The organism is Citrobacter sp. A316 (assembly GCF_002042945.1).
GTDB classification, from domain to species: domain Bacteria; phylum Pseudomonadota; class Gammaproteobacteria; order Enterobacterales; family Enterobacteriaceae; genus Citrobacter; species Citrobacter portucalensis.
The window spans coordinates 1-20,775 of sequence record NZ_MVFZ01000025.1; the positions used below are offsets into that span (position 1 = coordinate 1).

Annotated in this window: 16 protein-coding genes and 1 pseudogene; 6 read left to right on the forward strand and 11 right to left on the reverse strand. The window is 52.3% G+C overall.

From position 1 onward, the window contains the following. From BZK41_RS23535 to ebgR, 5 genes and pseudogenes are all read right to left on the reverse strand, one after another. Window positions 1-323, reverse strand: a pseudogene (locus BZK41_RS23535) (hypothetical protein); the annotation flags it as partial. 82 nt (window positions 324-405) lie between these two features. Beyond that, window positions 406-1,839 carry an amino acid permease gene (locus BZK41_RS23540; protein WP_079939777.1) on the reverse strand — a complete coding sequence of 478 codons (1,434 nt, stop codon included), beginning with the start codon at window positions 1,837-1,839 and terminating at the stop codon, window positions 406-408. 65 nt (window positions 1,840-1,904) lie between these two features. Beyond that, window positions 1,905-2,354, reverse strand: a complete 450-nt coding sequence (locus tag BZK41_RS23545; protein ID WP_003828536.1) for a beta-galactosidase subunit beta — start codon at window positions 2,352-2,354, stop codon at window positions 1,905-1,907. Then, window positions 2,351-5,443: a beta-galactosidase subunit alpha gene (ebgA, locus tag BZK41_RS23550; RefSeq protein WP_079939778.1), complete on the reverse strand. Its 3,093-nt coding sequence runs from the start codon at window positions 5,441-5,443 to the stop codon at window positions 2,351-2,353. Before ebgA ends, BZK41_RS23545 begins: the two co-directional genes overlap by 4 nt. 207 nt (window positions 5,444-5,650) lie before the next feature. After that, complete coding sequence (ebgR, locus tag BZK41_RS23555; RefSeq protein WP_079939779.1) at window positions 5,651-6,634, reverse strand: transcriptional regulator EbgR; 984 nt, start codon at window positions 6,632-6,634, stop codon at window positions 5,651-5,653. A 209-nt stretch (window positions 6,635-6,843) separates the two neighbouring features. Here ebgR and BZK41_RS23560 point away from each other — a divergent pair, with 209 nt between their 5' ends. Beyond that, on the forward strand, window positions 6,844-7,176 hold the full coding sequence (locus BZK41_RS23560; protein ID WP_079939780.1) for a tRNA-binding protein: 333 nt from the start codon (window positions 6,844-6,846) through the stop codon (window positions 7,174-7,176). 77 nt (window positions 7,177-7,253) lie between these two features. Here BZK41_RS23560 and ygjG read toward each other — a convergent pair whose 3' ends face one another. Then, window positions 7,254-8,633: a putrescine aminotransferase gene (ygjG, locus tag BZK41_RS23565; RefSeq protein ID WP_172313286.1), complete on the reverse strand. Its 1,380-nt coding sequence runs from the start codon at window positions 8,631-8,633 to the stop codon at window positions 7,254-7,256. Between the two features lie 430 nt (window positions 8,634-9,063). Between ygjG and BZK41_RS23570 the strand changes: the two genes are divergently transcribed. Continuing rightward, window positions 9,064-10,584, forward strand: a complete 1,521-nt coding sequence (locus BZK41_RS23570) for a PAS domain-containing methyl-accepting chemotaxis protein (protein ID WP_079939781.1) — start codon at window positions 9,064-9,066, stop codon at window positions 10,582-10,584. Window positions 10,585-10,637: 53 nt separating this feature from the next. Here the strand turns inward: BZK41_RS23570 and BZK41_RS23575 are convergent, their stop codons facing one another. Further along, window positions 10,638-11,309 carry a PadR family transcriptional regulator gene (locus BZK41_RS23575; protein WP_172313289.1) on the reverse strand — a complete coding sequence of 224 codons (672 nt, stop codon included), beginning with the start codon at window positions 11,307-11,309 and terminating at the stop codon, window positions 10,638-10,640. Between the two features lie 235 nt (window positions 11,310-11,544). Between BZK41_RS23575 and BZK41_RS23580 the strand changes: the two genes are divergently transcribed. After that, window positions 11,545-12,318 (forward strand): siderophore-interacting protein, encoded by a 774-nt coding sequence (locus BZK41_RS23580; RefSeq protein ID WP_079939783.1) that lies wholly within the window; start codon window positions 11,545-11,547, stop codon window positions 12,316-12,318. Here BZK41_RS23580 and BZK41_RS23585 read toward each other — a convergent pair whose 3' ends face one another. Next, the gene (locus tag BZK41_RS23585; protein WP_079939820.1) at window positions 12,319-13,167 is read right to left on the reverse strand and encodes a helix-turn-helix transcriptional regulator; all 849 of its coding nucleotides are present in this window, start codon (window positions 13,165-13,167) and stop codon (window positions 12,319-12,321) included. 67 nt (window positions 13,168-13,234) lie between these two features. Here BZK41_RS23585 and cfa point away from each other — a divergent pair, with 67 nt between their 5' ends. Further along, a complete protein-coding gene (gene cfa, locus BZK41_RS23590; protein ID WP_032934180.1) occupies window positions 13,235-14,389 on the forward strand; it encodes a cyclopropane fatty acyl phospholipid synthase in 1,155 nt (384 codons plus the stop codon). Window positions 14,390-14,568: 179 nt separating this feature from the next. On the opposite strand, the gene BZK41_RS23595 is transcribed toward cfa, so the two are convergent. Then, on the reverse strand, window positions 14,569-16,227 hold the full coding sequence (locus tag BZK41_RS23595; RefSeq protein ID WP_079939784.1) for a glycerone kinase: 1,659 nt from the start codon (window positions 16,225-16,227) through the stop codon (window positions 14,569-14,571). 561 nt (window positions 16,228-16,788) lie between these two features. Here BZK41_RS23595 and BZK41_RS23605 point away from each other — a divergent pair. Next, a complete protein-coding gene (locus tag BZK41_RS23605; protein WP_003024745.1) occupies window positions 16,789-17,886 on the forward strand; it encodes a glycerol dehydrogenase in 1,098 nt (365 codons plus the stop codon). Window positions 17,887-17,976: 90 nt separating this feature from the next. Beyond that, window positions 17,977-19,902 carry a dihydroxyacetone kinase operon transcriptional regulator DhaR gene (dhaR, locus tag BZK41_RS23610; RefSeq protein WP_079939785.1) on the forward strand — a complete coding sequence of 642 codons (1,926 nt, stop codon included), beginning with the start codon at window positions 17,977-17,979 and terminating at the stop codon, window positions 19,900-19,902. Here dhaR and BZK41_RS23615 read toward each other — a convergent pair. Both BZK41_RS23615 and BZK41_RS23620 read right to left on the reverse strand, forming a co-directional pair. After that, on the reverse strand, window positions 19,880-20,410 hold the full coding sequence (locus BZK41_RS23615) for a cob(I)yrinic acid a,c-diamide adenosyltransferase (protein ID WP_079939786.1): 531 nt from the start codon (window positions 20,408-20,410) through the stop codon (window positions 19,880-19,882). The two genes, dhaR and BZK41_RS23615, sit on opposite strands and share 23 nt — an antisense overlap. Continuing rightward, window positions 20,411-20,764, reverse strand: coding sequence for a glycerol dehydratase reactivase beta/small subunit family protein (locus BZK41_RS23620; RefSeq protein ID WP_079939787.1), 354 nt, complete (start codon window positions 20,762-20,764; stop codon window positions 20,411-20,413). It abuts the gene before it with no gap. Window positions 20,765-20,775: the final 11 nt, after the last annotated feature.

The window sequence follows — 20,775 nt, forward strand, 5'->3', positions numbered from 1 at the left end:
TGGTCAGGAACCCAGGCATTGCCCTGATGGTCGGCCTGCACGGTCCAGCCCTCGCCGTAGATCAGACCAAACCACGAGCCGTGTTTTATTTCCAGGCCACCTTCTATATAGGTACCATCACTGTATTTATGTTTGTCTTGTCCCTCTAAATCCATATATCCCCCCATACCCAATTCGCCATAAAAGCGAAATGAGGGGGAAGATATTTCTGGCGTGTTCGTGTCGTCGTGTTCTGCAGGGCGAACTTCTTCTGCACCCAGAGAGGAGACGCAGAAAAAGGGCAGGGCAATAATTGCCCTGCAACAATGGCTAATGTTTTTCATGCTTCGATCCTAAGCAAATAAAATATAATTTTTATCGTTATAGCCTTGGCGAATATTTTTTATTGTTATTTTGTTTTAGTCATTAATTGATATCTGAAGCAGGAGCTGCCTCAATAGCTTTTTCTTCTTTGGTTAGCCCTTTGATGTATTTACTGTATTTCCACCAGGCAAAACCGAGGAAAATAACAATCCCACCGACGTTATAGAAAATAATGGTTATGATGTTACCGCCGGTCGGGAAGGTAGAGGCGATAAATCCGATGGTGAAAAGAACAATCAGCATCGACACCACAACAATGCCGGTTTTTTGCGAACCCATTCGGAAGTCGCGCGGTAAGTGGTCCAGTTTTGCACGCAGATTCAGGTAAGCCAGCATAATAAATAGCGGCGGCAGCATCGAGGCGGCGGCGGTCATGTTGATGATGGTGTTCATTAAATCCTGCACGGTATTGGAGCCGAGCGTCGGGATAATCATCAGCGGGATAACGATCAGGAACTGGATCCATGCTGCACGGGCCGGGACGCCGTTTTCATTCAGTTCGACGGTTTTTTTACCGAAAATACCCGCCGGAATTTCAGAGAAGAAGATCTTCACCGGCGTTGCGGTCCACATCAGCAGGGAGCCGAACATCGCGGTAAAGGAGACCAGGCCGACGAAGCGGTTAACGACCAGCTCCGGCAGACCAAAATATGCCGCCAGACCGTGGAATACCTGCACCGATCCGCCGGTAAACTTCAGCTCTTTGCTGCTGACGAAGACGTTGATCAGCACCGAGGAAATGGAATAGAGCACACCGATAAAAATCCCGGCAATGATAATGACCTTCACGAACGATTTGGAGCCGCCCTTGACGTCGTTGACGTACACCGCCACCGACTCCGCGCCGCCTGCCGCCATAAAGATCCAGGTGGTGATACCGAGGAATGCCCAGTTAAAATTCGGGATCATTGCGTCTACGGTGATAGGGTCAGCAGGCTGTACGCCGCCGACCAGCGCTGTACCTGCCAGTAAAATGTAGGACAGCGTCAGCAGCAGCATCAACGTGGAGGTGACCGAGGTAATCGGCCCTAGCATTTTTGCGCCATTGGTCGAAACCCAGGTGGAGAAGGCAAACAGCACCATACTTAACACGGTGGTCGCGAACGGCGTCAGAATGTATTCGTAGCCTAAAAAAGCATATGAGGCGTAGGCAATAACGCGGGGCAAAAGCGAGGTAAAAAAGAACAGGTTAACGAACCAGTAGGTGTAGGCGGTAATAAATGCCCAACGCCCGCCCAGCGAACTTTTTACCCATGCGTAGACACCGGCTTCGGAGTTTTTATTCAGCGAAACAAATTCGGCGATGATTAAACAGAACGGAATAAAGTAGAAAATCGTCGCGAGGAAAAACATCGGAGCGGATGCCAGACCAAGCTCAATATTATTGTTGATTACGTTATTAAAACTATAAACCGCGGCAAAGGTGAGTGAAAGTAAGCCGAACTTGCCGATGGTATTACGTTTGGTATCAGACATAGCACATCTCCGATTCCTGATTATTATAGGGTACTGGCGGCGCAACGTCGGCGCCGCCTGTGTTTTTATTTATTATGAAAATAACCATCTTCGATGGTGACTTTGAGTACGACTTTTTTCACTGCGTTATTACAAATAAAACGATAGGCTTCGTGGTTGTCACAAATAACCATTTGTCCTTCGTGCACTTCGACGGTTTTTCCACAACCTTTCAGATATTCGCGATCGGTTTCATCGCGATAATATTCAACCACCTGGAGATCCTCTTTGGCGGCATACTCTATTTTTTGCTGTCCTTGCAGGTAGTAATGGATCTCAAAATAACGACGGTGACCCGTAAACAGCGCATCGGTCGCGGAATCTGTTTCCACGCGGTAGCTCAGGGAATCACCGATCGAGTGGGCGACGCCAGGCTGAATATTGTCAATATTTTCAATAGCCTCAACGCAGCGTTGCCATTTCCGACCCGAAGCATAGCGTTGCTGGAACTGCTCTAAGTTGTCGATGATCCTCATTTTGTATTCTCGCTGTGCATATTCGTGGAAAAGAACCCAGTGCCAAAGGCGCGGTTGGCGGTGGTTTGGGCGCCAGATTCGCTGCCGGAAACCGGCAACAACGTGAAGCCGTAGCTGAATGACGTAAACCAGACGCGCCAGGAATCGAGCACCTCACTCCCCCACGAATTGGAACCTAAGCCCAACAACTGGTGATCCACATTCAGGGTGATGTCATCGCTACGTTGCAGCGCGTTGCAGTGCTGTGCGGCAAAGATATTTTCTGGCGTATAACGCCAGGCGCTCAGGTTGACAGGGCGCTGCGGAACCACCAGCAGACCGTTGCCGTGGCGGTTGGTTAGCGTTGCCCAGCGCACGTCCTGACGATTGCCGTTGTTTTGCGGGAACGGATAGTTTTCGAACATCTCATCCACGCTGCTGCGCCAGATGTCGATGATGTTAGCCCGCTGGCTATCGGCATAGTTTTCACCGGGACCACGTCCGTAATACGCCACCTGGCCCAAATCGCCGTTGATGCCCATCGTGAAGCCGATGCACGGAATGATGTCCCGGTACTCGCCGTAAGGCTGGCCAGAAAGTTCCACATTCAGCTGACCGTCCGCGGCAATGCGCCAGCGATAGGTGCAACGCATGCCGAAATCGAATACCGGCGGGGCGATAATGGTCTGGCTGGTTATCAGCAGCGCATCATCGGTTTGCTCAAGGGTAAACTCGCGCAGATGCTCCTGCATAATCTGTAAATGATTCGGCTGCCAGAGGCCTTCAAACTCTTGCTTGTGGTTATCAATGGTCGGTTTGAAGAAATTAATCTTCGGCTCGCGGGTAATCAGCTCTTCGCCATTGACGTTCCAGGCGATCGGTTTACCGGTCAGCTTTGAGAAGGTCAGATGGAAGTTATAACCACGAACGGTGCAGCTCTGGCGGCTGTCTTCCAGCGTCAGAGCGGTGGAATTTTGCAGGCTAAACGGTACGGCAGTCGCCGTTCTGGCCTTCAGTGGGAACTGATACGTCGCGATGTGATGCCCGGCTTCGCTGTATAACGTACGGGAATCTTTCGTCACGATAACGTTGAGGAATGCTTCGCGCGCATCCAGCTCCGGCAGTACGCATTGCAGCAGCGCGTCGCTGTTGGGAGGAACGTCGCGCAGTTTTATCTGTTGAGCTGAGAGCGTATCTCCTTCGGCGCGAACCTCAATATGCAAGGTGTAATCGTCAAGGGTGGTGAACCACAGTTTGTTCTCTACCCGTAGTTCGCCGCGGGCCAGATCCTGTGCGTGCACTTTCACTGGCGCAATCACCTGCTTGTACTCTTTCAGTCCCGGTCCTGGGGTTTGATCGGAATAAATCAGGCCATCAAGGCAGAAGTTGTAGTTGTTCGGATAGTCGCCGTAGTCGCCGCCATAGTTGTACCAGACGTTGCCGTCGTCATCTTTGGCCTGAATCCCGTGATCGCACCACTCCCAGACATAGTGTCCCTGAATGCAATCATGCTGATAGAAGACGTTCTGATATTCCGTTAGCCCGCCGGGACCGTTGCCCATGGCGTGAGCATATTCACAGATGATGCGCGGCTTAGGATGCGGATATTCACCAAACTCATTCATCAGCGGCACGCGGGTGTACATAGTGGAGATGATATCCACCACTTCGGCGTCACGATCTTCTTCGTAATGGATCAGACGCGTGTCATCCAGCGCTTTCGCAACGTGATACATGGCACGAATGTTACAGCCGTATCCGGATTCATTGCCGAGCGACCAGATGATGATCGACGGGTGGTTTTTCTGCGCATGGACGTGGCGCACGATGCGCTCAACGTAGACATTTTCCCACAGCGGATCGTCGGTGATCCGGCTGATATCGCCGATATTGGCGAAGCCGTGAGATTCAACGTCGGTTTCGGCCATCACGAACAGGCCATAGATATCGCACAATTCATAGAAGCGCGGATCGTTCGGGTAATGGGCGGTACGCACGGAGTTAATGTTGTGCTGCTTCATTAACAGCAGATCTTTTTCAACGCGATCCATACCGACCGCGCGGCCCTTAAGATGATCGTTATCGTGGCGGTTAACGCCATGCAGCATCACGTAGCGGTTATTGATGTAAAACAGACCGTCGCGAACTTTGATATCGCGAAACCCAACGCGCTGTGGCACGACTTCAAGAATATTGCCGCTGGCATCTTTTAACGTCATCACCAGATGGTAGAGATACGGCGATTCCGCCGACCACTGCTGCGGCGCGCTAACCTTGAAATGAAAAGCGGTCTGCGTTTGTTTATCCACCTTCAGGGTGTTAATCACACCGCTATGCAGCGCCTTCTCACCGTCAAACAGGGTGTATTCGAGCGACGCTATCGCTGGCGTTGCGGCCAGGTTTTCCAGCGCAATGTCGCAGGAGAGGGTGGCGTCGCGATAGTCATCATCGAACTCGGTGCGAACGGTAAAATCCTGAATGTGGGTCGCCTGTTTGCCGACCAGATAGACGTCGCGGAAAATTCCCGCCGACCACCACATGTCCTGGTCTTCAACGTAGGTGGAATCAGCCCATTGCATTACGCGAACGCACAGCAGGTTGTCACCAGTGCGCACCATTGCGCTGATATCAAATTCGGCCGTCAGGCGGCTGCCTTTACTGAAGCCAACGTACTGACCATTCACGTAAACTTCGAAGTAGGTTTCTACGCCATCAAACTTAATCAGCGTCTGTTTGCCCTGCCAGCCTTCGCTGAGGGTGAAAATGCGCTGATAGGCCCCGGTGGGGTTATTGGTCGGAACGTAGGGGACATCAATCGGGAAAGGAAAACCTTCGTCGGTATACTGCAGCTTACCGTGTCCTTCCATCTGCCACATGCCGGGGACGGTGATGCTGCCCCAGTCGCTCATAAACTGCGACGTAAAGTCTTCCGGCACCTGCAGTGGATGCTCAAAGAACTGAAAATTCCACTGACCGCTTAGCAGCTGAAAGAGGCTGCTGGTTTCGCGGGCAAACGAGCGAGCCTGCGCAACGGAGTCGTAAGAGAAAAAGTATGCGCGTGGCGCCAGTCGATTTTCGTGGGTGAGCTGAATGTTTTCCCAGCGATTCATAAGGCCTCCCGGTGGAGAAAAATCGGAACCATTCATTGTAATGGTGAGTAAGTGTAATTGATGGTGATTTTAGTAAAAGTTTTACTAAAATATAGCGGGCGAGGTGATTTACTTTAACTGGATCACGAAATTAATTCGGACACGGAAAATAATGCATGACAATGCGCGCCCGGCATCAGAAGAAACCGGGCGGGTTAACAGAGAGTTTTAGCGGGTGGTGCCGCGCAGTTTCAGCTTGCTGGGAACAAAAACCAGTAGGGGAAGCGCACGCCCGTCGCGGGCTTTCTCAAACAGCAGGTTGACGCCCTGACTGCCCATCATTTCTGAATGGATGCGAACGGTGGAAAGCGGAGGAAAGGTGAAACGCGCCGTTGGGATATCATTAACGCTAATCAGCGAAATATCCTGCGGAATGTTCAGACCACGCTCGTGGATGGCGCGCAAAACGCCAATAGCTATCGAGTCTGAAGCCACAAACAGGGCGCTGGGATAGTCGGGTTTTGCCAGCATTTCTTTAGCCAGTTCATAGCCTGATGAACTGGAGAAACCGCCGCGATAGATGTCCTTTTCAGAAACGACCTGCTGCAGACGACCGTATTCGACAAACGCGGCTTCGCGGATATCGGCCTTGCCCGGCTGGTCTTCGCCTCCGATGAAGCCAATGCGGGTGACGCCCTGGGCAATGAAGAAGTCGATGCTCTCTTTACTGATGCGGGCCAGATCGATATCGACGGCGTCATATCCGCTGCCGGATTCATGGAAATCGATAAAGCAGATGTTGTCGGTAAGCGCTGTTGCCGCCTCGCGCAGAGCGGGAGAAGGCTTGCCGACAATAAGGATGCCGGTAATGTGTTTGGTCTCCGGCAGCCCGCTGTGTTCATAGCAGTTGGTCAGTTCGATTCCTAGCTTCTCACACTGGGTTTCAATCCCATGGCGGATCGCGAGGTAGTAAGGATCGTTGATTTCCAAATCCTGCTGATAGCTGTAGAGCGCCAGAATATGCTGGGGGCCGAGCGCGCTGGTCTGGTTCTTGCGGGCGCTGCTGGTTTTATACTCCAGCTTTTCCGCGATCTCCAGAATGCGATGCTTAGTCTCTTCTTTTACATTCAGCGTGGGGTCATCGTTTAAAACCCGGGACACTGTCGCCAGGGACACGCCAGCTTCGATTGCGATGTCTTTAAGTGTTGCCATGTTTGCCTTTTCCCTGAGTTACCTGCGCATTGTAAATGAAGTGCTTATCTATTCATCTGTTTTCAGTAAAAAAAGCATGTTTAATTGACATGCTCGGGGTAAAACTGGTCTTTCAGAGTGTGATGAGTACGTCATTTTCCTGCTTTTGAGAACAATGCCCGGAAAATATTTTGCTAGTATTTAGTAAAATTTTACCAAAGGAGAAAACAATGGATACCGTCGCATTTGCTGATTTTGCCCGAATGGAAATACGTGTTGGAAAAATCGCACAGGTAAAGCGCCATGACAATGCCGATAAGCTGTATATCGTACAGGTAGATGTGGGAGAGCGTACGCTGCAAACCGTGACCAGCCTGGTGCCTTACTACAGTGAAGAGGAGTTGATGGGCAAAACGGTGGTGGTGCTGTGTAATCTGCAAAAGGCCAAAATGCGCGGTGAGACATCAGAGTGCATGCTGCTGTGTGCGGAAACGGACGATGGCAGAGAAAGCGTGCTGTTGACGCCAGAACGCCTTATGCCTGCGGGGGTGCGGATTGTTTAAGTTAGGCTAATTGCCGGATGGCGGCTGCGCCTTACCCGGCCTACAAAAGAGTGTCTTTTATAGGCCGGGTAAGGTTGTTACACCTGCTCCACGCTCACCCGTAATGCAGCCAGGGCTTTGCGTGTTGCTCGCAATACCAGATCGCATTGCTCAATCGTTAACGTCAACGGCGGTTCGATGCGGATCGTCTTTGCATTGTTCAGCGTGCCAGCAACCAGCACCCGCTGGCGGAACATCTCACTGGCAAAGTTGTAGCCGATTTCATTATCGACAAACTCAATCGCCATCAGCATGCCCTTACCGCGAACATCATGTACCAGGTCCGGGTATTCCCGCGCAAGCTGACGGAAACCATCCAGCAACATATCGCCTTTCTGCTCCGCCTGAGCCGGTAAATTTTGCTCCAGCAGGACGTTAATGGTGGCCAGCGCCGCCGCACAAGCGAGCGGGTTGCCGCCAAAAGTGGTGGTATGCAGGAAAGGATTGTCGAACAGGACGGAGAACACCTCTTCGGTGGCAATGGTCGCGCCAATTGGCATCACACCGCCGCCCAACGCTTTGGCCAGACACATAATATCGGGTTGCACGTTTTCGTGTTCGCAGGCGAACATTTTGCCGGTACGACCCATGCCGGTCTGCACTTCGTCAAGGATCATCAGCGCGCCAAACTCATCGCAAAGTTTACGAACGGCGGTCAAATAGCCTTGTGGAGGCAAGATCACCCCGCCTTCACCCTGGATGGGTTCGAGGATCACGGCTGCGACATCGTCACCGGTCTTTTTACACTCGCTGAGCATGGTGCGCATCGCGTTAATATCGCCAAACGGCACATGACGGAAGCCCGGCAGCAGCGGCATAAAGGGTTTACGGAAGGTAGATTTAGCCGTGGCAGACAGCGCGCCCAGTGATTTACCGTGGAATGCGCCGCTGGTGGCAATAAACGTAAATTTACCACGCGGCGATTGATACGCTTTCGCCAGCTTCAGGGCGGCTTCAACCGACTCGGTCCCGCTGTTACAGAAAAAACTGTATTTCAGTTTACCGGGCGCCAGTGCGGCGAGAGTTTTTGCCAGCATGGCCCGCAGAGGGTCAAGTAACTCCTGGCTGTGCAGAGGTTGTTTCGCGAGTTGATTCTGTACGGCGGAAACCACGACTGGATTACGGTGCCCCACGTTGAAAATTCCAAAACCACCCAGGCAATCGACGAACTCTTGCCCTTGGGTGTCGACAAGCGTATTCAGGCTTCCCGCTTGCCACTCTACGGCTCCGTAATCCCCGCCTGCAGTTACAGATTTTCGATACTCTAAGAACCCCGGATTGACATGCTCCTTGAAGTACTCAATCACCTCTCGGTTTAACGATTTCATTTCCTCATGATCAAGCGTGCGCTTTTCGATGAGATTCAGTGCGTGTGCGCTGCAGGCCAGGGCCGATGCGCTGGAAGGTAACCTGTTCAAAATATGCTCCCGGAGCTCGCGTATCACATGATACTGATTTAAGTATTGCAGGGATTGCGCCATTCCGGCGCGCTTAGCAAAAATCGGGATAAACACCAGGAAACATCTCATTTGCGCAACATTTAATGCCGATCTTTAACATTTGCTGGCATTTTGCCCAGGTCAGAAGCCTGAAAACAGATCGAATAAACGCGAATTTGCGCTAAAAATGGGCAATATTTGCACTGTGACAGTGCGCTGGTAGAAGTGACGTTGAATAGTTACTTGGTGAAAGTATTTTAAATCAATGGATTAGAATGCGTACAGATTTTGAGGTTTAATCGCAAATTGCGATCTAAATCAAATTTAACAACTAAAGATAAAAAAATTATCGCCGAAATAACATAAGCCGAAAGAGTTAACAACCAGATAACCTGCACAGGACGCAATCATGTCTTCTCATCCCTACGTTAGCCAGCAAAATACACCGCTGGATGATGATATCACCCTCATGTCTACCACCGATTTGCAAAGCTATATCACCCATGCGAACGATACTTTTGTCCAGGTCAGTGGCTATCAGCTGAATGAATTGCTCGATAAGCCGCACAATCAGGTTCGTCATCCGGACATGCCAAAAGCGGCGTTTGCGGATATGTGGTACACCCTGAAGCAGGGCGAGCCATGGAGCGGGATTGTGAAAAACCGGCGTAAGAATGGCGATCACTACTGGGTGAGGGCCAATGCGGTGCCGATGGTGCGGGAAGGACGCGTGACCGGGTATATGTCGATTCGTACCCGGGCAACTGACGAGGAAATTGCGGCGGTAGAGCCTTTATATAAAGCGCTGAACGAAGGACGTTGCAACCGGCGTATCCATAAAGGACTGGTGGTACGCAAAGGCTGGCTGGGTAAACTTCCGGCGATGCCGATTCGCTGGCGGGTGCGCAGCGTGATGGCCTTCATGTTTGTCCTGCTAGCGGTCGCATTGCAGCAAATGGGCGCCGAATGGCCGTTACTGTTGATGAGTGCATTGGTGATGCTTTTTGGAACGGCTATTTTCGAATGGCAGATTGTGCGTCCTATTGAGAATGTCACCCGTCAGGCGCTGAAAGTGGCGACCGGTGAACGGAACAGCGTGTCGCATCTTAACCGTAGCGATGAGCTGGGCCTGATGCTGCGAGCAGTGGGCCAGTTGGGACTAATGTGCCGTTGGCTCATCCATGATGTTTCCAGCCAGGTGAGTTGCGTGCGCAGCGACAGCGAAACGCTGGCGAAAGGCAGCGATGATTTAAACAAGCATACGCAGCAGACCGTAGAGAACGTGCAGGAAACGGTGACCACCATGAATCAGATGGCGGCATCGGTGAAACAAAACTCAGAGACCGCCGCCGCGGCTGATAAGCTCTCTATTGCCGCCAGCAGCGCGGCAACGCACGGCGGTGAGGCGATGGATACCGTCATCAAAACCATGGACGATATCGCCAACAGCACCCAGCGGATCGGCACCATTACGACGCTGATTAACGATATTGCCTTCCAGACTAACATTCTGGCTTTGAACGCCGCTGTTGAAGCCGCGCGGGCGGGTGAGCAGGGGAAAGGGTTCGCCGTGGTGGCGGGAGAAGTGCGTCATCTTGCCAGCCGCAGCGCCAGTGCGGCCAATGATATCCGCAAGCTGATTGATGCCAGCGCTGACAAGGTGCAGTCCGGATCCAACCAGGTTCACGCCGCAGGACGCACGATGGACGATATTGTGGCGCAGGTGCAAAACGTCACTCAGCTGATCGCCCAAATCAGCCACTCCACGCTGGAACAATCGGATGGTCTTTCCAGCCTGACCCGCGCGGTGAATGAGCTGAGCAACATTACGCAGAAAAACGCCGAACTGGTTGAAGAGAGTGCGCAGATTTCCGCGATGGTGAAACATCGCGCGGGTCGTCTGGAAGATGCGGTTACGGTGCTGCATTAATACTAAAAATACAGGCGGAACGTCGGGCATACGGGTTCCGCCTGCTGTGCAGATTAATCCAACTGAGTAATATCCAGCGCAGCGCGATCGATAATACCGATGATTTTTTTGATCTGCGCATCGCTGGTATCACCATGATTGACGCGTAGATCCAGCACGGCTTTGAAGTTTTCCAGCGCGCGTTTCATCTGTGGATTTTTGCGTAATTCAAAACCCACGCAGCGGGCTTTAATACGTTCGTGGATATGTTCCAGATGCTCACGGTTTTCATCCAGCCACTGCTGGCCCTGGGTTGTGATCGCAATCTGTTTACGCCCACCTTCCTCGTCGCTGACGGTGATCAGTGCCTGATCCTGCAAGAAATCCAGCGTTGGGTAGATAACGCCCGGGCTTGGGGTGTAATTACCCTGAGTCAGAGTTTCAATCGCTTTAATCAGCTCATAGCCGTGGCTGGCGTCGCGGGTCAAGATATCCAGAATCACCAGGCGTAATTCGCCGTGGCCGAAGAACCGCTGACGACGACCGCCGCCGCGACGATGCCCGCAGCCGTGCTCGTGGTGATGATCTTTGTTACAGCCTTCTTCATGGTGATGTTCTTCACCTTTGCAGCAACCTGCATGGTGTTCGTTGTGGCGGCCTTCGTGGTGATGTCCTTCACCCTTGCAGCAGCCTTCGTGTTGGTGCTCTGTGTGCTTGCAGCAACCTTCATGATGGTTTTGCATCATCGTCTCCTGATGTTGTTTAGATATATCTAATTTATATCTAAAAATTATCAGCTTGCAAGTCTATAAAATTATTTTTGTTTAATATAATGATTATTAAGTGTTTTTATGTGAATGTGATAGCGGGGTATTCATAACTCAACTATATCAAAAAGTGCTTGCAATCTTTTTGATTAGCAATCATTATCATTTGAAAATGAGTTTAGATATATCTTATTATTTTCACGAAGGCGAAAAAATGACAACAAACACCTCACGCTACCCGCAGCGCGTTCGCAATGAACTTCGCTTTCGGGAACTTACCGTCCTGAGCGTAGAACGCATTAGCGCGGGCTTTCAGCGCATTGTACTGGGCGGTGACGCTCTGGACGGTTTTAGCTCACGCGGCTTTGACGATCATACCAAGGTCTTTTTCCCTGAACCGGGCAGCCACTTTGTACCGCCTGTCGTCACCGATGAAGGCATTGTCTGGGCTGACGGCGTACGCCCGTTATCCCGTGACTACACGCCGTTGTATGACGAAGCGCGCCATGAGCTGGCGCTGGATTTTTATATTCATGACGGTGGCGTGGCAAGTACATGGGCGATGAATGCCCGCGGGGGTGACAAGCTGACAATCGGCGGGCCGCGCGGTTCTTTGGTGGTGCCAGAGGAATATGCGTATCAGGTTTATGTGTGTGATGAATCGGGAATGCCCGCGTTGCGCCGACGCCTGGAGTCGCTCAGTCGTTTAGTGGTACGTCCGTACGTCACGGCGCTGGTTAGCGTGCAGGATGCAGCGTACCAGGACTATTTAGACCATCTCGACGGATTTACCATTCAGTGGTTTATCGGTCATGACGAGCATGCGGTGGATGAACACTTATCGCGGCTATCGGTGCCCGCAGACGATTATTACATCTGGATCACCGGTGAAGGAAAGGTGGTGAAAAACCTGAGTGCTCGCTTTGAAACCGAGGCGTTCGATCAGCAACGGGTTCGCGCAGCGGCTTACTGGCATCAACGTCGTTAATCAGTAATTAGACGGCGGAACGCCAAACGCCTGGCGGAATGCGTAGCTAAATGCCGCGGTGCTTGAATACCCTACGTCGAGCGCCACGGCGGTTACGCTTTTATTTTTCTTCAGCATTAATACTGATTCAAGTATTCGCATTTTTTGCTTCCAGACGCTGAAAGGCAATCCGGTTTCTTTTTTGAAATGGCGTGAAAAGGTACGAGCAGACATACCCAGATGCTGCGCCCAGTATTCAACCGAATGCTCCAGTGCAGGGGATTCTTGTATTGTTCGGCATACTTTGGTTAATTCGCGATCCTGCGGCCAGGGTAATACAAAAGCGACTTCCGGGAGTTGCAGAATAATATCGACCAGCACACTAACCAGCTTGCCCTCTTTTGACTGACTATCATAATGGCCTGAAATTGAATTCGTGGCGTAATGAATAAACTCTCTGGCGAAATCACTGATAGCCACTACTTTACATTCATTGATGCTCTCTTCAAGAAAGCCCGGTTTAATATCCAGATTTTCTAAATACACATCATCTAATGCCCAAACCGCATGCTCCGTATTATTGGGGATCCAGATGCCATAATGCGCCGGGATTATCCAGCACTTACCGGCAACATCAATGCGCATGCTGCCTTTGCGGGCGAAATGAAACTGCATAAATGAGTGTGAATGTTGCGGTACATGGTGGTTGGCTTCCAGGACATAAGAGCGAAAGAATACGTCCTGCGGCAGTTCGGTCATGGAGTTATCCGGGAAGGAGTTCCACTGTTTTTGCGCGAGAGTTTCCATAAATGAATCGTCAATGTTCCCGATGGTGTGTCCGCTGCTCGATAGATCTTGTCCGCGGATCATAATACATACACTCTTTTTTCCATAATAATCTTGCGTAATAATTTTTAGTCCACTTTTGGTAAATACCATGAACTCGCTTTGTTCAGATGCTGTCATCGTCAATGAAACAAATGATAACTGGACCCGAATGGGAAAAGAGCTGCTTTCGCAAGCGGATATCAGAATTAATGGCTCGCGTGCCTGGGACATTCAACTTCATCATACTGGTTTCTTTAAACGGGTATTGCAACAAGGCTCGTTAGGGCTTGGCGAAAGCTATATGGAAGGCTGGTGGGACTGCGAACGGCTCGATATTCTGTTCTGCAAAATCCTGAGAGCAAAACTCGACCAGCAAATGCCGGGAAATCTGAAAGATATTTTACGTATTGCCAGCGCACGCCTGTTTAATTTGCAGTCGCGGAGCCGGGCATGGATCGTCGGTAAAGAACATTATGATATTGGTAACGATCTCTTTGCGCTGATGCTTGATCCGCATATGCAATATTCCTGCGGTTACTGGAAAGACGCGACCACATTAGACGATGCGCAAAATGCCAAATTAAAAATGATCTGCGAGAAGCTGCAGCTTAAACCGGGTATGCGTTTACTCGATATCGGTTGTGGCTGGGGCGGGCTGGCGGAATATGCGGCGCGTCATTATGGCGTGGCGGTAGAAGGCGTTACCATTTCCAAAGAGCAGCAGAAAATGGCGCAGCAGCGCTGTGAAGGTCTGGACGTTAACATTCTGCTGCAGGATTATCGCGATCTTGATAAACACTACGATCGCATTGTGTCCGTGGGGATGTTTGAACATGTCGGGCCGAAAAACTACGACACCTATTTCAGCATCGCCGACCGTTGTTTAAAACCGGACGGACTGTTCCTGCTGCATACTATTGGTAGCAATAAAAAAGGGATGAGCGTCGATCCGTGGATCAATAAATACATTTTCCCGAACGGTTGCTTACCGGCAATTTCCCACATTGCCGAGGCCAGCGAATCACGGTTTGTGATGGAGGACTGGCATAACTTCGGTAGCGATTATGATAAAACACTGATGGCCTGGCATGAGCGCTTTAATCAGGCCTGGCCGGAGTTGTCATCACGTTATTCCGCCACCTTCAGAAGAATGTTTAATTACTATTTATGCGCCTGCGCCGGTGCTTTCCGCGCCAGAGATATTGAGCTTTGGCAGGTATTATTTAGCCGCGGCGTAGAGGGCGGGATCCGCGTTTATCGTTAACGTTCTGCCGGATGGCGGCGCAAGCGCCTTATCCGGCCTGCACAGGTTTGCACTCGCAGGCCTGATAAGCGCAACGCATCAGGCATATCTTCGCCGGATGGCGGCGCAAGCGCCTTATCCGGCTTACAAAGGTTTGCACTCGTAGGCCTGATAAGCGCAACGCATCAGGCACTTATGGCTTAGCCCAATTCACTCTCTGCCAGCGCTTTAAACACCATCGCGACGGCGTGCGCGCCGGGGTCCATATTTCCGAGCAGGCTTTCGCTGCTGAGATACGATGCGCGACCGGCATTGGCTTTGCTCGATAAACAGGTTCGTTCGGCTCCCGCTTGCGCGGCGTCGAATGCGGCCTGCAAATCTTGAGGTTGTGCGAGCAGCGAAGTCAGGGCCGGTTGCAGTGCATCAATCATGGTGCGATCGCCTTCGTCTGCGCCGCCGTAAAACTTCATCTGCGCCAGTCCCGTATTCAGGGCTTCGGCAACGTTTGCTCCCTGTTCCAGTTTTTGCCCCGCAGCGGTAAAGAAAATAGACATCAGCACACCGCTGGAACCACCCATCACCACGGTCAGACGTTCACCAATCAGCGCGAACAGCGTGGCAAGATTATCCAGCGGCAACTGCTGACGATGCAACAGACCGGCAATTTCCCGAGCGCCGGCGGCAAAGGTTGAACCGGTATCGCCATCGCCGACTTTGGCATCCAGCGCATTAAGATGGGTCTCCAGGTCGGAAAGGGTTGTGGTGACAAGTTCCACAATCCCGGCCACCAGAGCATTCGCCGAAGGCTGGAATTCCACGCGTGCGCTACGCTGAGATGACGGTACACAGCTGATTTCACGCGGTGGGACCGGCGTCGGCCAGTTACTGGTTTCCACCTCGGTGAGTAGCGCTTTTTCGATGCTTTCTTCCAGCACAATGGCCGTCAGTGAAAAGCCTTTCATATCCAGCGCGGTGACCAGCGAGGCCGGGCCAATCAGCCAGTCGATACGTGGGTGCAGCGGGCTGCTGGCCAGTTCGCGGGTAATGATGGCCATTTCGGCAACAGAAACGCCGCCAAGATTGTTAATCATCACCGCCAGACGGCCGGTTTCAGGCAGGGCAGCCAGCAGTTTATCCACCATCAGGCTCACCACCTGCGCACTGTTCTGGGTGTCGATAACCGAGGCACCTGGTTCGCCGTGAATGCCCATGCCCAGTTCCGCGTGGCCCGGATGATGACGTGGGGCGGCGTCGGTTTCTTGCGGCAGATGACAGCTTGAAAGCGCAACGCCCAGGCTGAAGGTGTTATTAGCCGCGTACTGCGCTTCACGCAGGACGGTGGCGAGGTTGTAGCCGCGTTCGGCAAAATAGCCTGCGATTTTATGCACCAGGATGGTTCCCGCAATGCCGCGCGGGTGTTTGTTATCCGGCAGGGAGATGTCGTCGCCAACAATCAGCATTTCAACGTTGTAACCAAGGCGACGGGCTTTTTCGGCGGCAAGACCGAAATTAAGACGGTCACCGGTGTAATTTTTCACGATCAATAAACAGCCCGCCTCACCGGTCACCGCCTGAATGGCGGTCAGTACCGCATCCACGCTCGGGGAGGCGAACACGTCGCCACAGACCGCAGCGGTTAGCATTCCTTTACCGATAAACCCAACGTGCGCGGGTTCGTGCCCTGAACCACCGCCGGAAATGACCGCCACATTATTTTTGTTGAGGTCACGACGGACCACGATGCGAATGGCCGGATCGCTTTCCAGACGCGCCAGGTTATTCCACGGGCTGGCGATAATCGTACCGTCGATGACGTCGCTCACAAGATGGGTACGTTGATTAAAAAAGAATTGAGACATAACGGCTCCTTGAGGTTGAGTGTAAGACAAACCCCCGGAAGCATAGTCATGGTGCGGAGGCGATAGAGAGATTCTGGCGAAGTCAGCGCGGAAAAAAACAACGTTAAAATGAGTTTCATTACGGAACGTTGTTGTTGTTTTTTGTTCCGAAATGAAACTTAAAAGAACGAGGAACGACCACAATGCGAGCTTGCTCGACTTTTTTCTCTCGCGTTGAATGCAGCTGACACGGCACTGTCAGCTTTTTTTTGCCGTTTTTTTGGCAAGTAAGTGGGTAAAAGAGAAAGTGAGATTCGTCTGTGCCGGAGATTTGGCGGTAAATGAACGGATCGGGATCGCAAACCTTATATTTTTTATGGATAAGCGTTCCAATATGGAACATGTGTCGTTTTTATCTGTTTCATATCAGAACAAAAAGACGAAAGATTTTTTTGTGCACGCCTCGCCATACAGTTATTGCATCGCTCCGGTATCTCCCGTTTTCGCCGTCAGCATCAGGCCAAACAGGTTAACGCCAGGGCTCACCATGTAAAAACATGTACTTATTTGAGGATGAAAGGAATGCTAAAAGTTATTCAATCTCCAGCCAAATATCTCCAGGGTCCTGACGCTTCCACCTTGTTTGGTCAATACGCTAAAAATCTGGCGGACAGCTTTTTCGTGATTGCGGATGACTTCGTGATGAAGCTGGCGGGAGAGAAAGTACTCAACGGCCTGCACAGTCACGACATTAGCTGCCATGCGGAACGCTTTAACGGTGAATGTAGCCATGTTGAAATTAATCGCCTTATTGCCATTCTGAAACAGCACGGTTGCCGCGGTGTGGTTGGGATTGGCGGTGGGAAAACGCTGGATACCGCCAAAGCGATTGGCTACTACCAGAAGTTGCCGGTGGTGGTGATCCCGACTATCGCGTCTACCGATGCGCCAACCAGTGCGCTGTCCGTTATCTATACCGAAGCCGGTGAGTTTGAAGAGTATCTGATCTACCCGAAAAACCCGGATATGGTGGTGATGGACACTGCGATCATTGCCAAAGCGCCGGTACGTCTACTGGTGGCCGGGATGGGCGATGCGCTCTCAACCTGGTTTGAAGCGAAAGCCTGTTATGACGCCAGAGCGACCAGCATGGCGGGCGGACAGTCCACCGTGGCGGCGCTGAGCCTGGCGCGCCTGTGCTATGATACCCTGCTGGCGGAAGGCGAGAAGGCACGCTTTGCCGCGCAGGCTGGCGTGGTGACCGATGCGCTGGAACGTATTGTTGAAGCCAACACTTACCTCAGCGGCATCGGCTTTGAAAGCAGCGGTCTGGCTGGGGCGCATGCGATCCACAACGGCTTTACGATTCTGGAAGAGTGCCACCATTTGTACCACGGTGAAAAAGTCGCCTTTGGTACGCTGGCGCAACTGGTGCTGCAAAACAGCCCAATGGAAGAGATCGAAACCGTGCTGAATTTCTGCCAGAAAGTAGGCCTGCCGGTAACGTTAGCGGAAATGGGCGTGAAAGAAGACGTTGACGGCAAGATCATGGCGGTGGCGAAAGCGACCTGTGCAGAAGGTGAAACCATCCACAATATGCCGTTCCCGGTAACGCCTGAAAGCGTACATGCCGCTATTTTGACGGCAGATCTGCTGGGACAGCAGTGGCTGGCGCGTTAATCAGTCGTCGGTAGGTTTTATCCGGCATCTTCTCCCCCTCTGACAGTCTCTGCCGGAGGGGTTGTCTATGGTTAAACAGCGGAAAGGGATATGACGGCGCACACGCATAGCATCGGGAAGGAAGTCTCTTCAGTCATTGCCCAGTCATGGCATCGTTGCAGCAAGTTTATGCAGCGGGAAACCTGGCAGGCGCCGCATCAGGCGCAGGGGCTGACCTTTGAGTCGATTTGTCGTCGCAAGACGGCGTTGCTGACGATTGCTCAGGCTGCGCTGGAAGATGCCTGGGAGTTTATGGATGGCCGCCCGTGCGCGCTGCTGATTCTGGATGAATCAGCCTGTATTCTCAGCCGTTGCGGCGATCCGCAGACGGTGGAACAGTTGGCGGAGCTTGGGTTTCGTGACGGCAGCTACTGTGCAGAAAGCATCATTGGCAGTTGTGCCCTGTCGCTGGCGACGATGCCGGGCCAGCCGACAAAAACCTCTGGCGATCAGCATTTTAAGCAGGCGCTGCATCCGTGGTCGTTCTGCTCGACGCCGGTCTTCGATAACCATGGTCGACTGTTCGGCTCCATCTCGCTGTGCTGTCTGGTGGAACATGAGTGCGTTTCTGATTTATCCCTGACGCTGGCGATTGCCAGAGAAGTCGGCAACTCCTTGCTGACCGACAGCCTGCTGGCTGAATCCAACCGCCATCTGAACCAGATGTACGGGCTGCTGGAGAGTATGGATGATGGTGTGATGGCCTGGAACGAACAGGGCGTATTGCAGTTTATCAATGCGCGTGCGGCGCTGCTTTTGCATCTCGATGCGCAGGCCAGTCAGGGGAAAAACATTCACGATCTGCTCAATCTCCCCATGCTGCTGCGCCGGGCGATCAAACATGTCCGCGGTCTGAATCACGTCGAAGTTACCTTTGAAAGCCAGCATCAGTTTGTTGATGCCGTCATCACCCTGAAACCGATTGTTGAGGAGCAGGGCAACAGCTTTATCCTGCTGCTGCATCCGGTGGAGCAAATGCGCCAACTGATGACCAGTCAGCTCGGCAAAGTGAGCCACACTTTTGAGCAGATGTCGACTGACGATCCGGAAACCCGCCGCTTGATCCATTTTGGACGCCAGGCGGCGAGGGGGAGTTTCCCGATCCTGCTGTGCGGGGAAGAGGGTGTTGGTAAGGAGCTGCTGAGTCAGGCCATTCACAATGAAAGTGAGCGCGCTAGCGGGCCGTATATCGCCGTGAACTGTCAGCTGTATGCCAACAGCGTGCTGGGGCAGGATTTTATGGGCAGTGCGCCTACCGACGATGAAAATGGCCGGTTGAGCCGTCTTGAACTGGCGAACGGCGGCACGCTGTTTCTGGAAAAAATTGAATATCTGGCGCCGGAGCTGCAATCCGCGTTGTTACAGGTGATCAAGCAGGGGGTATTAACCCGCCTGGATGCCCGTCGGCTGATTCCGGTGGATGTCAAAGTGATTGCCACCACCACGGTTGATCTCGCCAATCTGGTGGAGCAAAACCGCTTTAGCCGTCAGCTGTATTACGCGCTGCACTCTTTTGAGATAGTGATCCCACCGCTGCGGGCGCGGCGCAGTAGTATTCCCTCGCTGATTTATACACGGCTGAATAGCCTGAAAAAACGCTTTTCATCCAGCCTGAAGATCGACGACGACGCGCTGGCGCAACTGGTAGCCTATTCATGGCCGGGCAATGACTTTGAGCTGAACAGCATTATCGAAAACATCGCCATCAGCAGTGATAACGGCCATATTCGGCTGAGCAACCTACCGGATTATCTGTTTGCCGAACGTCCTGGTCTGGAGACGGCGTCTTCACTGCTGCCAGCCAGCCTGACCTTTACCGCTATCGAAAAAGAGGCGATTATCCATGCTGCTCGCGTCACCAGCGGGCGCGTACAGGAGATGTCGCAACTGTTGAATATTGGTCGCACCACCCTGTGGCGTAAGATGAAGCAGTACGACATTGATGCCAGCCAGTTTAAGCGCAAGCATCTGGACTAGTTTCTTCAATTCTCGCCATCGAGAACAGCGCGTCTGACAGTCGGTTGATATAACGCCTGGGTTCATCGCGTAACGTTAGCGTTCTGCTCATCGCGATGAGGATCCGCTCCAGTCGACGCGTCAGAGTTCGCGCAACGTGTAGCTGTGCCGATGGCAGATTTTTCCCCGGAATAACAAACTCTTTGAGCGGGCCGCTTTGCGCCATATTGCGATCAATAAGCTGCTCCAGCGCCTGAATATCCTCTTCGCCAATACGCTGTTGTAAGCGAGCGAGTCCTTTCTCATCGCTGGCGAGTTCCGCACCCAGTACAAACAGCATCTTCTGTATGGCGTGCAGATCCTGGCGTAGCCCGGCCTGACGCGTGCTGGCATAGCAGACGCCAAGCTGAGAAATCAGTTCATCCACCGTGCCATAGGACTCAACGCGGATGTCGTCTTTGTCGATACGGCTGCCGCCAAACAGCGCGGTCGTGCCTTTATCGCCGGTTCGGGTATAGATGCGGTACATTTATTTTATCTCGCTGAAGGGAAGTACTTTAACCAGTTGACCGGCATTGGCGCCTAGCGTGCGGAGCTGGGCTGCTCCGGCGTGGGTATGCCCACGGATCAGCGCCCGATCCTCGGGCAACTGAGCGTGTGTTAACACAATATCACCCGTGGCGTTAAGACCGAGACCGACACGTAGCGTTGAGCTTTTGGCCGCAAGTTTGCTCAATGCCAGCGCGCAGTCATGCTCGTCGCAACAGATTGCCCGGCAAGGGACGCCTTGCTCTTCCAGTCCCCAGCACAGCTCATCAAGCACGCGGGTATCCTGCCAGCGTGAGTGATAAAACAGATGTACGCCCGGTGATGAAAGTGACATTGCGCCCCCTG